The organism is Thermostichus sp. OS-CIW-26 (assembly GCF_054058395.1).
Map to the genome: position 1 here is coordinate 1 of NZ_JBSSAG010000019.1, position 15,015 is coordinate 15,015.

Below are 15,015 nucleotides of genomic sequence, written 5' to 3' on the forward strand. Positions count from 1 at the left end.
ACTCCGTCCCGCTAACGCGAATGGAAACAAACAGAATGCTATCGCTGCATAGTTGAACAGTGATGTTCAGCAGTGTTCAGCGTAAATGTATCAGCCTTCACCTTCTCCTTCTCCAGAAGGACGGTCTCCTGCAGAACCCAAGCCGGAGTCCAGCCCCGAGGCTCAGGAGAGTGAGGCTACAGAGTCTCCTAAGCCAGAATCCCCAGCCCCCCAGCCAGGGGATCCCGGCGGACCGACTCCTTCTCCTTCCCCCAGCCCCTAGGGAAAACTCGATCCAGACCTCGAACAGGCTCAATAGTGTTTTAAGAGCTTCCGATCCCTTAATACCTACTAAATCTAGTGGGCACAAGCGGGGCAGGATGTTAAGCTACTGCCAGTTGCGACTGGATGGGATCCATGAGCTCAACCTTGCAGCCGTTCCTGCATTTGTTGCAGAGGAGTTCCTTTTGGGGGGTGTTGATAGCCGGTGCCGTTACCCCGGTTGCTGCTCAGCAGTTCGAGTTCACCCCTCAGCCGGTGCCCCCCAGGGGGGATCCCGTCCCTACCCTGCCCTTGCTGAGCCCTCCGCCCTCCCCCGGCTCTGCCACGGCCCTGCCACCGATACCTCAGGTGCCGCAAATGCCGCTGGATCCCACGGCTCCGGCCTTGGATCCGATCCCGGTGGTGCCCGTTCAAGCGGCCCCAGGTGGACACCCCCCCCAAGGCGAGGCCTATTCCTATCAACGTCGGCCCGACCTCAGCCCAGGTGGGGATCTCCCTGGAGCCACGCGGGGCGAGCTGCCTGCCGGCACCCGTATTCTCCTCACGGCTTACCGCCCCATCACCTTCCAGCCCTACCAGGCCATCAACGGCCACCTGGAAGTCTCCGAGCCGGTGGTGGATCGCTTTGGCCAGGTGGTGATCCCGGCAGGGAGTGTAGTGTGGGGCACTTTTGAGCCGGTTTACCGAGAACTGAAGTTGTCTGGCCGGGAGGCGGAGAGCGCCGATCCCCAAGAGCGGGTCGTCGGCAGCCGCTTTGTGGCCAACCGCCTCACCATCGGCTCTTCCACCTACTTGGTGAGAGGCCAATCTGCGCCGCTACCAGTCGGGTTGGATCGCAACGCCGATGTCGGCACAACTGTAGCCCGCGGGGCAGGCTATGGGGCAGCAGGTGGGTTGGCCTTGGGAATTCTCACAGGGGGATGGGGCTTTTTGCCGATCTTGGCCGGCAGCTTGGCCGGCGCTGCGGCAGGCAGTACCAATATTGACCGGGTGGTGACGCTGCAGCCCAATACGCTGGTGGAGCTGGAACTGACCGATAGCCTGATCATCCAATAACTGGTCAACGCTCTTTTGCCCTGTGGCTGGCTGAAGTGACTCGGGGCAGCTCGGTAGAGTAGAAGAGAGCCCCCTCCATTGGTTCCATGGCCTTCTGGATCTACGTTGTGCCCCCGCTGGCCGGGCTGGTGATCGGCTATTTCACCAACGACATTGCCATCAAAATGCTGTTCCGGCCCTACCGCCCCTATCGGGTTTTCGGCTGGCGCATCCCCTTTACCCCCGGCCTGATCCCGCAGAACCAACCCCGTCTGGCCAAGCAGATCGCCAAGACCATCATGGGATCCCTGCTCACGCCGGAGGAACTGCACAATCTGGCCCGCAAGCTGCTGCAAACCGAGCGCATGCAAGCAGGGATCCGCTGGCTGCTGGGGGTAGCCCTGGATCGGCTGCAAAACCCTGAGCAACAGCAGCAAACTGCTCAGGTGTTGGCGCGCATTTTAGCCGACCTGTTTAACGAGTCGTTGCCCCGCCTGGTGAAGGTGCTTGCCCGTCAAGAAACCTTTTTGGAAGGGCCCATTAACCAACTGTTCGACCAAGTGTTGCTGGAGCTGCGCCTCAGCAGCGAGCAGGCTAAGCAGCTCTCGGAGTGGATCCTGAAGCAGGCGCTGCCCCCAAAGGTGTTGCGGCAGAACTTGGTGGACTTTCTCACCGATCGCAACATCGAATCCCTTGACGAGGAGTTTCGTGAACGAGCGACCGGCTCCTACTGGGTGGTGGCCAACTTGTTCGGCCTGAAAAATGCCCTGTTGCGCCTGCGCACCTATTGTCTAGAAGAGCCGGAAGGGGCAGAAGCCATCTTGGAAGATCTGCTCAAAGACATCAACGCCTCCCGCCGCCTGACCGAGATCCTGCAGAACCTCTCGCTGCAAAACCTGCCGGTTTCCGCCGTGCGTCAGTTGCGCCGTGCCCTCCGCGACGGGATTCAAGATTACCTGCGCAGCCAAGGGCCAGAGGTTATCAAAGGGCTGGGGGAGACCATCGATTGGGAAAAAGTGGCCAGCCTGGTGTTGGGACGCCTGCGCAACTCCAAGGCGTTGATCACCTCCATCGACCAGATCAGCGCCGACCTGGCTTTGGTCTTGGAGCGCTACCTAGAACGGGATCTCGAATCCCTGATGATGCAGGTGATCCCGGTGTTGAACCTGGATCAGGTCATTGCCGATAAAGTCAACGCCACCTCCCCTGCCGACCTGGAGCAGGCCATCCAGCAGATTGTGCGCCAAGAACTCCAGGCCATCGTCAACTTAGGCGGCCTCCTCGGCTTTTTGGTGGGCTGTGTGCAGGTGCTGTTCTTGCTGGGCTGACGAGTTTGGGTTGGGCTTTGACTTTGGCTATGATATGAGAATGCGATTAACAATTCTCCACACTTCGGATCTCCATGCCAATCTACATCCCTGGAACTACTTCACCGGGATCCCTGCGGAGCACGGTTTAGCCAAGCTGGCCACCCTCATCAAGCGCGTGCGAGCAGCCAGTGAGGATCCCGTCCTGCTCATCGACAGCGGCGACACCATTCAGGGATCCCCTTTAGGCAGCTACTATGCGCAAGTGGAGCGCGTCTCCCCTCACCCCTTGGCTCATGCTCTCAACGCCTTGGGCTACGACGCCTTTACCCCTGGCAACCACGACTTTAACTTTGGGCTTCAGGTTCTCCGGGATTTTGTCGGCGATCTCCGCTGTCCGGTGCTCTGTGCCAACATCCTCCGCCAGAATGGGGATCCCCTCTTCCAGCCCTACCTGATCCGGGAATTGGCCGGGGTTCGCGTTGGCTTGCTAGGGCTGACCACCCCCCGCATCGACACCTGGGAGCGACCCGACTACATTGCGGGGCTGCGCTTTGCCCCCTTGTTGGAGACCGCCCGACACTACCTATCGCTGCTGCGACCTCAGGTGGATGTTTTGATCTTGATCCTGCACAGCGGCCCCAACCAATTGCCCCCCCTGCGCACCCCTGAGCATTGGCACAACCCAGATCGCTCCGGCTGGTGCAGCAACAAAAGCCTGGCAGGGGAAAACGAACTGTTGGCCCTGGCCGAGCTGGACGGCATTGACGTCATCCTCTCCGGCCATACCCACCAGACCATCGCCGGTCTGGGGGGATCCCCAGCTCTAGTGGTGCAGCCCGGCTATTGGGGCAGCCACCTCTCCCAGGTATCCCTGGAGCTGGAGCGCCAGGGCAGCCGCTGGCAAATCATCAGCAAAAGCGCACAGCTCCTCTCCGCCGAAGGGATCCCTCCCGATCCCGAACTCTTGGCCTTGACAGAGCCCTATCATCAAGCCACCCTGCGCTACATCCGTCAGCCCATTGGCCAAGCCCGTTCTGCCTATAGCGGCGGTCTGGCAGCCCGTCTGGGGGCCAACCCTCTGGCAGAGCTGCTCCATCAGGCCCAATTGCAAGCAGTGCGGGAGGCAGGATTCCCCGCAGAGCTCTCCCTGGTCAACATCTGCAGCAGCGCCGGCCTGTCAGCAGGCCCCATCTCCCTGCAAGATGCCTACAGCCTCACCGTCTACGACAACACCCTCTGCGTTTTGGAGATCACCGGAGATATTCTGCGGCGCGCCCTGGAACAGACTGCCGGCTATTTTCGCCAGTTGGATCCCAATCACCTTCCCGCCGATCCTGCTGCCGTCGTGGCCCCCGAAGCCCGCGGCTACACCTTCGACCTCTACCACGGCATCGACTACTGCTTCGATCTCACCCGCCCCGTAGGAAAGCGCCTGGTGACCTTACAATTCCGCGGACAGCCGGTGGAACCAGCACAGACCTTTCGCCTGGCCATTAACCACTACCGAGCCGGCGGCGGCGGCGGTTACAGCATGTTCCAAGAAGCCCAAACCCTGTGGATCTCAGCCGATAGCATCCGCGACTTTCTGGTCTACTATATTCACACCCACTCCCCCATTCAACCCATCTACAGCCCCAACTGGCGCCTAATCCCCGACTTGGCCAAGATCTACTTCCCCGATTGCCTGGGCCGGCCACGGGAACATCTGCTGGTCGGCTAGGAAAGAAAAGATATTGACTTCAACTGGCTGAAAGAGAACCCGGTAGAATACGATCAACACAGAGCCTGGTTTGGCTGAGTGCAGCGGCGGTTTTGAAACTGCCAAACTGGGGATATCCGAGTCACTGCTCATTGCTAACACTTGCCGACATCGCCCATGACTGCCGAAGAGAAGCAACCGATGGCCCCAGAAGATACCCATCCTGAACTACAGGAAGAAGAGATCGACGTAGAGGCAGAGCTGGAGAAGCTGATTTTGGAAGATAGCGAAGCAGAAGCCGGTACCTCCTCCGAAGAAACCGCAGCTGAGCCTTCTCCAGATCCCGGTGAAGCTCTCAAGCAGCTCCAGCACGAGTTGGAAGTTGTCCGCCAGCAACTCAAAGAGAAAGAAGACGCCTACCTGCGCCTCTACGCCGATTTTGAAAACTACCGGCGGCGTACCCAGCGGGAAAAAGAAGAGTTCAGCCAAAAAGAACGGCAGAAATTTGTGCTGGAGATCTTGCCTGTTGTGGACAGCTTTGAGCGGGCTCAGCAGCAGCTGAAGCTGGAAACCGACCGCGAGCGGGAGTTGCACAACAGCTACCAGAGCGTCTACCGCCTGCTGGTGGAATGCCTGAAGAAGATGGGCGTCTCCCGCATGAAATCGGTGGGCCAGCCCTTCGACCCCAACCTGCACGAAGCCATAGCCCGTCAGCCCAGCCCAGACTATCCCGAGGATGTGGTAGCCATCGAATATCAGCCAGGTTACAAGTTGGGGGACTTGGTGATCCGTCATGCCATGGTGGCCGTCTCGGCGGGCAGCCCCAGCTCTGAACCATCCCCGCCAGCCCAGGCCACCAGCGAACCCGGCCCGGAGAGCACTCCTGCCTCTCCCCAAAACCCCCAACCTTCCTAGCCGAACTTGCTCACTTGAACCTTGACAAACAGAGCCAGAGCAGTCTCAGAAACGCTACAGTAAAGCTACGGAGACGAAAGCAACGTCTGAAGGTTTCAGCGGGATTCTGGGCAGAATGCTTTTAAGATCCGTGGAATCGCGTTCTTGGGTTGAGACTTGGCGCACGGGGAGAGGGGGCTATGGGTAAAGTCATCGGGATTGACCTGGGAACCACCAACAGTTGCGTGGCGGTTTTGGAAGGTGGTCAGCCCGTTGTGATCACCAACGCCGAGGGAGGGCGCACCACCCCCAGCATTGTCGGCTTTGCCAAGAACAACACCCGCTTGGTGGGCCAACTGGCCAAGCGCCAGGCGGTTACCAATGCCGAAAACACCATCTTCAGCATCAAACGCTTCATTGGCCGCACCTTTGCCGAGACCGAAGATGAGCGGAGGCGGGTTCCCTACAAGGTCATCCCCGGTCGAGACAACATGGTGGAAGTGGCGGTGCAAGATCGCGCCTACACTCCGCAGGAGATCTCCGCCATGATCCTGCAAAAGCTGAAGGCCGATGCGGAGGCCTATCTGGGGGAGCCGGTGACCCAAGCCGTGATCACCGTTCCCGCCTATTTTACCGATGCCCAGCGGCAGGCCACCAAAGATGCGGGCACCATTGCCGGCCTGGAGGTGCTGCGCATCATCAACGAGCCGACAGCAGCCGCCCTGGCCTATGGCCTAGACAAACAAGATCAAGACCTGCGCATTCTGGTTTTCGATTTGGGTGGCGGCACCTTCGACGTCTCGGTGCTGCAACTGGGCAGCGGCGTGTTTGAGGTGCAAGCGACTGCCGGCAACAACCACCTGGGGGGAGATGATTTCGACCAAAGAATTGTCGATTGGCTCATCCGTCAGTTTTTGGAGACGGAAGGGATCGACCTCTCGCGGGATCGCATGGCCCTGCAGCGGATGCGGGAGGCTGCCGAGAAGGCCAAAATTGAGCTGTCCAGCACCCAGGTTACACTCATTAACCTGCCTTTTATCACCGCCGACGATTCGGGGCCCAAGCACCTGGAAGTGGAGCTGACCCGCGGCAAGTTTGAGGAGTTGGTGCGGGATCTGGTGGAGGCCACCGTGGAGCCTACAGAACAGGCGCTGCAGGATGCTGGCCTCTCCCCTGCAGACATCGACCGCGTGCTGCTGGTGGGCGGCTCTACTCGTATTCCCGCTGTCCAGGAGAAAATTCGGCAAATCTTCAAAAAAAACCCAGATCGCTCCGTCAACCCGGACGAGGCGGTGGCCCTTGGCGCTGCCATCCAGGCAGGCGTGGTGGGTGGAGAAGTGAAAGATCTACTGCTGCTGGACGTGATCCCTCTCTCGATTGGGGTGGAAACGCTGGGGGGAGTCTTCACCCGCATCATCGAGCGCAACACCACCATTCCCACCAGTAAAACCCAGATTTTCTCCACTGCCACCGATGGCCAGAGTGTGGTGGAGATTCACGTCCTGCAGGGAGAGCGGGCCATGGCCAAAGACAACAAGACCTTGGGCCGCTTTCAACTGACCGGGATCCCGCCGGCTCCCCGTGGGGTGCCCCAGATCGAGGTTTCTTTTGACATCGATGCCAACGGGATCTTGAAAGTCTCGGCTCGGGAAAAGGGGACAGGAATCGAGCAGAGCGTCAAGATCACCAACAACGGTGGCTTGAGCAGCAGCGAGATCGAGCGAATGCGTCGGGAAGCGGAGGCCTATGCCGAAGAAGATCAGCGCCGGCGGCAGTTGGTGGAAGCCCGCAACCAGTCAGATAGCCTGCTCTACAACTACGACAAAACCCTGCAGGAGCATGGCAATCGCCTCAGCGAAGCTCGAATCCAGCGGGGGGCTCAAGTGGCGGGCACATTGAGGGCATTGCTGGCAAATGATAACGTAGACTTAGCAACTTTACGGAACGCAATGGAAGAACTGCGGGCTGTCCTGCTGGAGATGGGTAGCGAGATCTATGGAGCTCGCTGAGGATTCTAGGCAACTGCTTGCTCTCCCCCAGCTCCGGTGCCTTGTAGGTCTGCTTCGGTTGTGCTGCCTGATAAGTTGCATCTCAAGTGTGTCTGATGTTTTGATCTTTAGCCTCTTCTGAAGCGCTTCTATGGCTCGCGACTACTATGAAATCTTGGGGGTTAGCCGCGATAGCTCCAAAGAGGAGATCAAGCGCGCCTATCGACGGTTGGCTCGTAAGTACCACCCGGATGTCAACAAGGAGCCAGGCGCCGAGGAGCGCTTCAAAGAGATCAACCGTGCCTATGAGGTGCTCTCTGATAATGAGCTGAAAGCCCGCTACGATCGCTTTGGAGAAGCGGGTTTGAGTGGAGCTGCTGCGGCAGCAAGTGGATTCCAGGATTTTGCGGGGATGGGTGGCTTTGCCGACATTTTCGAGAGCTTTTTCACCAACTTTGCAGGGGCAGGAGCCAGCTATGCCCGCAGTCGCCAGGGGCCGGTACGGGGCGATGATCTGCGCTTTGACCTAAAACTGGAGTTTCTGGAAGCCATCTTCGGCGGCGAAAAGCAAATTCGCATCAGCCACCTGGAGGTCTGCAATGTCTGTGGGGGCAGCGGGGCCAAGCCCGGTACGGAGGTGAAAACTTGCCCCACCTGCGGGGGCGGTGGTCAGGTGCGACGGGCAACCCGCACGCCGTTTGGCAACTTTACCCAGGTCTCGGTTTGTCCCACCTGTGGTGGCAGCGGTCAGGTGTTGGAGGAGCCCTGCTACAACTGCAACGGCGAGGGCTTGGCCCAAACCACGAAGAAACTGCGCATCAACATCCCAGCCGGTGTAGACAGTGGCACCCGTTTGCGGGTTTCCGGGGAAGGCGATGCCGGTCGACGCGGTGGCCCGCCCGGGGATCTCTACGTCTACCTGTTTGTGGAACCGGATCCCGACTTCCAGCGAGATGGCCTGACCATTCTCTCGGAGGTGCGGGTGAGCTATTTGCAGGCCATCTTGGGGGCCAAGGTCTCTGTGCCCACCGTGGACTCGAAAGCCGGCCTGGAGGAGGAGGTGGAGCTGACCATCCCAGCCGGATCCCAGCCGGGTACAGTGCTGACCCTGGAGGGCAAGGGGGTACCTCGCATTGGCAACCCGATGTCTCGGGGCGACCACCAAATCACCTTGGTGGTGGAGATCCCCACCCGCATCAGCTCAGAAGAGCGGGAATTGCTCATGCGCCTGGCTGAGCTGCACGGAGAACGCATCAACAAGCGGGATGGTTTCTTGGGCGGGTTGTTGCGGGGGCTGGCCCAGATGCCTGGCAACCGGGAGCGTGAGGAAGAATGACTGCAGAGGCTGTTTCGTCGGAAGAGGTCAAGTTTATCCTTGACCAGCGCGGGATCCCTTGCCCACTTAACTACGTGCGGGCGAAGCTGCGCCTGGAGCGCATGGCTCCTGGAGAACTGCTGGAGCTGTGGCTGGATGCGGGAGAACCTCTGGAGCAGGTGCCCAACAGTCTAGCCATGGCCGGGCATCGGATTGAGGGACAGGCAGCTTCCCCCGAAGGCCATTACATTCTCTGGGTGCGTCGCGGCACGCCTGCGTCGCCATGAGCCCGGTGAAACCAGAAGGAAAGGGGGATCCGGGATCCAGTTGTACCGGCTGGGTGCGAGCAGCGCAGGCCAACTTTTATCGCGTGCGTATCGATCCAAGTTTGGCTGCCCTCTTTCCCGAGATCCCGGCTCGGTTTCCGGTTGAAAAGCCCACGCCGGCAGAGATTCTCTGTACCAGTCGGGCCAAGCTGAAAAAAATGGGTCAGCAGGTGATGGTGGGGGACTGGGTGGAGGTGCGCTTGCCGCCTGCTGCCGCCGACCTCTGGCCGGAGCGGGGGGTGATCGAGGCGATCCTGCCGCGGCGCACTCAGCTGCCTCGACCCGCTATTGCCAACGCGACCCAAGTTCTGGTGGTGGTGGCCCTGGCCGAGCCCGACCCTGAGCCCAACGCCCTCAGTCGTCTGCTGGTGCAAGCCGAGGCCAGCCAACTGCGGGTTCAGGTGGTGTTGAACAAATGCGACTGCGTGGATCCAGAAGTGGCGACAACTTGGGTGGAGCGTCTGCAGAGGTGGGGATATGAGCCTCTGTTGGTCAGTGCCCACACCCAAGCTGGGATCCCCCAGTTGCAACAGTGCTGTCGAGATCAGATCTCGGTGGTGACAGGCCCTTCCGGGGTGGGCAAATCCAGCTTGCTCAATCGGCTGCTGCCGGACGTTCGGCTGGCCACTCAGGCCGTCTCCAGACGTTTGGGCCATGGTCGGCACACCACCCGCCATGTGGAGCTGTTTCCTTTGCCGGAAGGCGGTTGGATCGCCGATTCGCCGGGATTCAATGCTGGCGAAGGGATCCCGCCGGTGCATCCTTTGCAGTTGATACGGTGCTTCCCCGAAGTAAGGGATCGCTTGGGCGCCTGTCAGTTTCGCGATTGCCTGCACCATCGAGAGCCGGGCTGTGGGCTCCGAGATCTGGATTGGGAACGACGGACTTTTTACTTGCAGCTTTTGCAAGAAGTCCAGCAGGTGCAAAAGGCATCGGTGGGCCTTATCCAGCCTGGCCAAGATCCCAGTCTCGCCAGAATTGCGCGAAAGACCCCAATCTGAGGACTATAGTCATTCCAAACTAGATTGAGACACTCCTCAAGCATTCCGTGCAGCTTCTGCGACCACTCCCAGCCCCTCTTCCTTTGGGAGAGGGGAGTTAGGAACCAATGCACAAATGTTTCATTCCTGTCTAAAATGACTATAAAACGACCGTAGAATGTCAGGTGGACCAGATCTTGCGGATGGGCAAGGTGAAGCCCGGCAGCACGTCCTCTCCTGATAGGGTTTCCGGATCTTCGACCAATTCCGGCGCTTGCCCTTGTCGGTAGATCATCACCCGCTTGGCCTTGGGATCCAGCAGCCACCCCAGCCGGCAGCCGTTGTCCATGTATTCTTGCATCTTGGCCTGAGTTTGAATCCAAGAGTCGGTGGGCGAGAGGATCTCCACCACAAAATCGGGGCACAAGGGCAAAAATCCTTGACGGACTGAGGGATCCAAAGCTTCCCACTTTTCAATCGGGATCCAGGCCAAATCAGGGGAGCGGTCGCTGCCTGAAGGCAAGGAAAATCCGGTGGAAGAATCAAAGCTTTTCCCTCGGCCCGATTGCCGATTCCAAACATAAACTTCCCCGGCAATTTCAAAGTTAAGATTGCCCGTTTCCCCACCGGTTGGAGACATGATGACCAATTCTCCTTGGGCAGTACGCTCCAGCTTCAGCTCAGGATTGGCGGCACAAAGCCGGATAAAATCTGCTCGGCTGAGGGTTATCAGGGGAGATAGATTCAGAGTCAGAGCAGCCATGGTAGTGTGACTCCGCCTGTTTTTGGCCTATCGCTCAACATTTTTACTGCAGCTGTTTCCAAGGTTGGGAGAGTTCTGCAATTGCGTGGGATCCCTGTCATGCAAGAGATCCATCAGAGTTGGCTGGGTTAAGGGTGTGGAAAAAAGCTGTATCAGGGATCGTAAATCCGTGAAAGCTACTCATATCAAGCCGACCAGATCTTGCGGATGGGCAAGGTGAAGCCCGGCAGCACGTCCTCTCCCGATAAGGTTTCCGGATCTTCGACCAATTCCGGCGCTTGCCCTTGTCGGTAGATCATCACCCGCTTGGCCTTGGGATCCAGCAGCCACCCCAGCCGGCAGCCGTTGTCCATGTATTCTTGCATCTTGGCCTGAGTTTGGATCCAAGAGTCGGTGGGCGAGAGGATCTCCACCACAAAATCGGGGCACAGGGGCAAAAATCCTTGACGGACTGAGGGATCCAAAGCTTCCCACTTTTCAATCGGGATCCAGGCCAAATCAGGGGAGCGGTCGCTGCCTGAAGGCAAGGAAAATCCGGTGGAAGAATCAAAGCTTTTCCCTCGGCCCGATTGCCGATTCCAAAGGGTTAAGTCTGTGGTGATTTCGGCATTCCAGTGGCCGGTTTCCCCGCCGGTTGGAGACATGATAACCAATTCTCCTTGAGCGGTACGCTCCAGCTTCAGGTCAGGATTGGCGGCACAAAGCCGAATAAAATCTGCTCGGCTCAGGGTTGTCAGGGGGGATAGATTCAGAGTCAGAGCAACCATGGCAGGCGTTTGGACACTCCTAAACCATTCTTAGAATGAGTCTAATGGGACCTCAGGATTTGCCCTCTGCTCTTAACCAAGCCACATCTTAACTGGGGTGAGGGGCGGGTTTGGTCAGGCCGATCACCTGAGTGTATGCACCGCGGGCCTGGGTTACACCAATGGTGTGCTCAGCTTTTTCGATCATGGGGCGGCGTAAACTGACCACCAAAAACTGCGCCTGACGAGATTGCTGCCAGATCATATTGGCCAATTTTTCCACATTGGCCCCGTCCAAAAACATATCTACTTCATCAAAGGCGTAAAAGCTGGAAGGGCGGAATCGCTGCAGAGCAAAAATAAAGCTGAGGGCTGTCAACGATTTTTCTCCTCCCGACATGGCGCTGAGACGGCGCACCGGCTTACCTTTGGGGTGGGCCACCAAGGTTAGACCGCCTGCGAAGGGATCCTCTGGGTTTTCCAATTCCAAATGACCATCCCCATCGGAAAGTTGGGCAAAGATGGTTTGAAAATGGCCGTTGACGGCATGAAAGGCATCCAAGAAGGCTTGCCGACGCAGGGTGGAAAAGTTCTCGATGCGCAGCAACAACTCGGTGCGCTCTTGGTGCAGGGTTTCCAGTTTGGCGCTGAGATCCCGCAGGCGAGCTTGGGTCTGTTCGTATTCGGCAATGGCCAGCATGTTTACCGGCTCCAGGGATCGCAATTGCTCTTCGGTTTTGCGTTTTTGCCGCTGCAGCTCGTCTAAGGTCAGGGTGGCGGGCAAGTCGGGCAGCGGATCCGGCAGCTCTTGGGCCACCGCTTGCAGTTGGGTTTGCAGTTGGGCCAGCAGAGCCTCTTTTTCCTGTTGTTGGGTGAGGGCGTTGTAGCGTTCCCACTCCAGGCGTTGGATTTGCTGTTGTTGGGCCCGCAGTTGAAATTCCTGCCGATCTCGCTCTTGGCGCAGGTGGGAAAGTCGGGCCTCGATCTGGCTTATCTGTTGCCGTTGCTCGGCAAGGTGTTGCTGGATGTGACCAAGGGTGGCTTGGGCTTGGACGATCTGCTCCTGCAGATAGGCTTGGCGCTGTTTGCTCTCCTGCAGGCGCTCCTGGTGGTGCTGGATTTGGGCCTGTTTCAGGTGTTGTTGGCCGGAGTTCTCCTGCTGTTGCCGCTCCAGTTGGGCCAGTTGCTGCTGCAGCTCTGCCAAGCGACTTTCTTGCTGCTGCACCGCCTGCTGCAGTTGCTGCCAATGCTGGTTCACCGGGGATCCCTCCAGTTGGCTGAGCTTGAGGGCGAGATCGGCTAGGCGCTGTTGCAAGGGATCCCAGCGCAGTTGAATCTGCTGGAGCCGCTGCTGGATCTGGTGGCTTTCGCTTTGCCTTTGCGCCAGGGATCCCTGCAGGTGTTGCAGGCGGGCCTGTTGCTTTTGGCAGTCGGCTTGGTGCCGCTCCAGATATTGCTGGGCTTGCAGGGCGTCTTGGCGAGCCAGGAGCAGGGCTTGGGCCAGTTGTTTTTCGCGGGCTTGGGCTGCTTGTAGGCGCAGGGTGAGGGCGGCCAGCAGTTCCTCCAGCTCGGCCAAGCGGGAGCGCAAGGCGGCCTCCTCGGAAGGTTCGCCGGCAGAAAAGTGGATCCCAGCTCGCTGGGGGGCGCTGCCGCCGGTCATGGCGCCCGAAGTTTCCAACAGCTCCCCTTCCAGAGTAACCATGCGGTGCTTGCCGATGTGGGGCTGGGCCAGCTCTAGGCTTTGGAAAACCAGGGTGGAGCCGAACACAAAGCCGAAAACATCCCGGTAGCGCTCTTCAAAACGCACCAAACGAATGGCGTAGTCGATCAGGCCGTCCAATTTCAGGGGGCTGGGGGGGCGGGTGGGCTGGAGCTTATTCAAGGGCAAAAAGGTGGCGCGTCCGGCTTTTTCCCGTTTCAAAAAGTTGACAGCGCTCACGGCCACGGTGTCATCCTCCACCACCACAAAGTGCAGCCGGTTGCCTGCTGCAACCTCCAGGGCCAGTTGATACTGGGGATCCACCTGCCCCAACTGGGCCACCAACCCCAAAACCCCCGGCAGACGGGCACTCAGGATGGCTTGGGTCGCCCGGGATCCCTGGGACTCTTGCAACACTTGGCGGCGGGTTTCCCATTTGTCCAGTTGCCGCTGCTTGGCGTGCAGCTCGGCGGCCAGGCGCTCGTGGGTGGCGCGATCCAACTCCAGGCCGGCCTGCAGTTGGGCCAGCTCTTGGGCCAGGGTCTGAACCTGAGCTTCCGACTGTCGGCAAGTGTGTTCCAGCTCGGCGGTGAGGGCCAGGTGGGATCCCAGCCACGCCTCGATCTGGGCAATCTCCGCCTGGATCTCTTGGCTTTGCCGTTCCAGTTGCCGTTGTCGCTCTTGCAGGCGAATTTGCTCCTGTTGGAGAGGCTCCTGTTCGGCGCGGAGTTCCTCAATGTGGCGGGTGAGGTAGCGCTGCTGTTTCACCCAGGCATCGGCGGATTGGGCTAGGGCGCGCAGTTGTTCGCGGCTCTGTTCCAGGCTGGTTTGGGCTTTCCGAACCTGGGCCTGCAGGGATCCCTGGGCTTGGGCCAGTTGCTCTTGTTGGCTGTGCAGGTGTTCCAGCTCCGCCTGCAGATGCTGCTGTTGGGCTTGGCACTCCTGATGTAGGCGCTGCGCTTGCTCGATCTCCTGCTGCCAGGCTGCGATCTGTTGGCTGACCTGTTGCCGTTGTGTTTCGGCGGCGGCAATCTGGGCTTGCAGGTGCAGGTATTCCTCCTCTCCAAGGGCGTGGATGCGGCTTTGCAACTCGGTCAGGGCGGCTTCGGCTTGCTGCAAATGCTCGCTCAAGGTCTGCACCTGAGCGGTGGCCTGCTCCTGAACCTCCAGAAGCTGCTGAATGGCCGCCTGGGTTTCTTCCACTTGGGCCTGCAAATGCCGCCAAAGCAACACCTGTTGCTGCTGCCCCAGCGTTTGCAACTGCAGCCGCAGTTGCTGATAGTGTTGGGCCTTTTCGCTCTCTCTGAGCAGCCGCTCTCCTTGAGCTTGCCATTCTTGTTCGATGAGCCGAAAACGCTCAATTTGTTCCCGCACCGCCTCCAGCTTGCTGTTGGCCTGGGCGATCTTGCGGTCGAAGGTGGCCACCCCCGCCAATTCGTCGATGATCTGCCGCCGTTCCTTGGGGTGCATGGAAATGATGCTGGTGACATCCCCCTGTAAAACGACGTTGTAGCCGTTGGGGTAGATGTGCATCGCCTCCAGTTGTTCGTGCAGCTCGCTCAGGGTACAGGGCACATCGTTGATGTAGAAAGTGCTGGTGTAGGGGAGAGAATCCGTCCCGCTATCGCGAGTGGGATCCTCAGCCTTTCCGGGCTTGACCCGCAGCCGGCGACTGACTTTCCATTCCCTGGGCTGACCATCTTCTCCCGGCCCCAGCTCAAAGGTGACAGAAACATGGGTTTCCACCTGCCGATTGCCGTTGAGGCTGCCGGAATGCACCAGATCCAAAAGCCTCTCTGCCCGCATCCCCCGCGAGGACGATAAACCCAGCGCGAACAGGATCCCATCCAGGATGTTGGACTTGCCGGAGCCATTGGGGCCGGAAATGACCGTAAAGCCCGGCAGCAGGGGTATCGAGGTTGTGCTACCAAAGGACTTAAATCGGGTCAGCTCAATCCGCTTGACGTACATGACACCCCATATCTAGCGTGACCACCGG

At 59.1% G+C, this 15,015-nt stretch carries 12 protein-coding genes; 9 read left to right on the forward strand and 3 right to left on the reverse strand.

Annotated elements, in window-relative coordinates; genetic code table 11:
• Positions 1 to 85: 85 nt before the first annotated feature.
• The 9 genes from ACVW0C_RS08860 to rsgA all read left to right on the forward strand — a co-directional run bounded on the left by ACVW0C_RS08860 (position 86) and on the right by rsgA (position 9,829).
• Positions 86 to 262, forward strand: coding sequence for a hypothetical protein (locus ACVW0C_RS08860; protein WP_414424808.1), 177 nt, complete (start codon positions 86 to 88; stop codon positions 260 to 262).
• 134 nt (positions 263 to 396) lie between these two features.
• Positions 397 to 1,317: a hypothetical protein gene (locus ACVW0C_RS08865; protein WP_457384975.1), complete on the forward strand. Its 921-nt coding sequence runs from the start codon at positions 397 to 399 to the stop codon at positions 1,315 to 1,317.
• An 86-nt stretch (positions 1,318 to 1,403) separates the two neighbouring features.
• A complete protein-coding gene (locus ACVW0C_RS08870; protein ID WP_011434466.1) occupies positions 1,404 to 2,624 on the forward strand; it encodes a DUF445 domain-containing protein in 1,221 nt (406 codons plus the stop codon).
• A gap of 40 nt (positions 2,625 to 2,664) precedes the next feature.
• Complete coding sequence (locus tag ACVW0C_RS08875) at positions 2,665 to 4,326, forward strand: bifunctional metallophosphatase/5'-nucleotidase (RefSeq protein WP_457384977.1); 1,662 nt, start codon at positions 2,665 to 2,667, stop codon at positions 4,324 to 4,326.
• A 156-nt stretch (positions 4,327 to 4,482) separates the two neighbouring features.
• Positions 4,483 to 5,220, forward strand: coding sequence for a nucleotide exchange factor GrpE (grpE, locus tag ACVW0C_RS08880; protein WP_457384978.1), 738 nt, complete (start codon positions 4,483 to 4,485; stop codon positions 5,218 to 5,220).
• A gap of 179 nt (positions 5,221 to 5,399) precedes the next feature.
• The gene (dnaK, locus tag ACVW0C_RS08885) at positions 5,400 to 7,208 is read left to right on the forward strand and encodes a molecular chaperone DnaK (protein WP_457384980.1); all 1,809 of its coding nucleotides are present in this window, start codon (positions 5,400 to 5,402) and stop codon (positions 7,206 to 7,208) included.
• A 130-nt stretch (positions 7,209 to 7,338) separates the two neighbouring features.
• Complete coding sequence (gene dnaJ / locus ACVW0C_RS08890; protein ID WP_414329167.1) at positions 7,339 to 8,523, forward strand: molecular chaperone DnaJ; 1,185 nt, start codon at positions 7,339 to 7,341, stop codon at positions 8,521 to 8,523.
• Positions 8,520 to 8,789: a sulfurtransferase TusA family protein gene (locus ACVW0C_RS08895; protein WP_414329168.1), complete on the forward strand. Its 270-nt coding sequence runs from the start codon at positions 8,520 to 8,522 to the stop codon at positions 8,787 to 8,789. The genes dnaJ and ACVW0C_RS08895 overlap by 4 nt, the downstream gene beginning before the upstream one ends.
• Positions 8,786 to 9,829, forward strand: a complete 1,044-nt coding sequence (gene rsgA, locus ACVW0C_RS08900) for a ribosome small subunit-dependent GTPase A (RefSeq protein ID WP_457384982.1) — start codon at positions 8,786 to 8,788, stop codon at positions 9,827 to 9,829. Before ACVW0C_RS08895 ends, rsgA begins: the two co-directional genes overlap by 4 nt.
• 160 nt (positions 9,830 to 9,989) lie before the next feature.
• On the opposite strand, the gene ACVW0C_RS08905 is transcribed toward rsgA, so the two are convergent.
• The 3 genes from ACVW0C_RS08905 to smc form a co-directional block, all read right to left on the reverse strand.
• On the reverse strand, positions 9,990 to 10,571 hold the full coding sequence (locus ACVW0C_RS08905) for a Uma2 family endonuclease (RefSeq protein WP_414382545.1): 582 nt from the start codon (positions 10,569 to 10,571) through the stop codon (positions 9,990 to 9,992).
• Between the two features lie 185 nt (positions 10,572 to 10,756).
• Positions 10,757 to 11,338 (reverse strand): Uma2 family endonuclease, encoded by a 582-nt coding sequence (locus ACVW0C_RS08910; protein ID WP_011434474.1) that lies wholly within the window; start codon positions 11,336 to 11,338, stop codon positions 10,757 to 10,759.
• 88 nt (positions 11,339 to 11,426) lie between these two features.
• Positions 11,427 to 14,987, reverse strand: coding sequence for a chromosome segregation protein SMC (gene smc, locus ACVW0C_RS08915; RefSeq protein WP_457384984.1), 3,561 nt, complete (start codon positions 14,985 to 14,987; stop codon positions 11,427 to 11,429).
• Between the last annotated feature and the right edge of the window lie 28 nt (positions 14,988 to 15,015).

Bases quoted from the DNA above. Each gene is read 5' to 3' on its own strand.
- rsgA (WP_457384982.1), top strand. From the start codon at position 8,786: ATGAGCCCGGTGAAACCAGAAGGAAAGGGGGATCCGGGATCCAGTTGT.
- ACVW0C_RS08910 (WP_011434474.1), bottom strand. From the start codon at position 11,338: ATGGTTGCTCTGACTCTGAATCTATCCCCCCTGACAACCCTGAGCCGA.
- smc (WP_457384984.1), bottom strand. From the start codon at position 14,987: ATGTACGTCAAGCGGATTGAGCTGACCCGATTTAAGTCCTTTGGTAGC.
- grpE (WP_457384978.1), top strand. From the start codon at position 4,483: ATGACTGCCGAAGAGAAGCAACCGATGGCCCCAGAAGATACCCATCCT.
- ACVW0C_RS08905 (WP_414382545.1), bottom strand. From the start codon at position 10,571: ATGGCTGCTCTGACTCTGAATCTATCTCCCCTGATAACCCTCAGCCGA.
- ACVW0C_RS08870 (WP_011434466.1), top strand. From the start codon at position 1,404: ATGGCCTTCTGGATCTACGTTGTGCCCCCGCTGGCCGGGCTGGTGATC.
- ACVW0C_RS08865 (WP_457384975.1), top strand. From the start codon at position 397: ATGAGCTCAACCTTGCAGCCGTTCCTGCATTTGTTGCAGAGGAGTTCC.
- dnaK (WP_457384980.1), top strand. From the start codon at position 5,400: ATGGGTAAAGTCATCGGGATTGACCTGGGAACCACCAACAGTTGCGTG.
- ACVW0C_RS08895 (WP_414329168.1), top strand. From the start codon at position 8,520: ATGACTGCAGAGGCTGTTTCGTCGGAAGAGGTCAAGTTTATCCTTGAC.
- ACVW0C_RS08860 (WP_414424808.1), top strand. From the start codon at position 86: ATGTATCAGCCTTCACCTTCTCCTTCTCCAGAAGGACGGTCTCCTGCA.
- ACVW0C_RS08875 (WP_457384977.1), top strand. From the start codon at position 2,665: ATGCGATTAACAATTCTCCACACTTCGGATCTCCATGCCAATCTACAT.
- dnaJ (WP_414329167.1), top strand. From the start codon at position 7,339: ATGGCTCGCGACTACTATGAAATCTTGGGGGTTAGCCGCGATAGCTCC.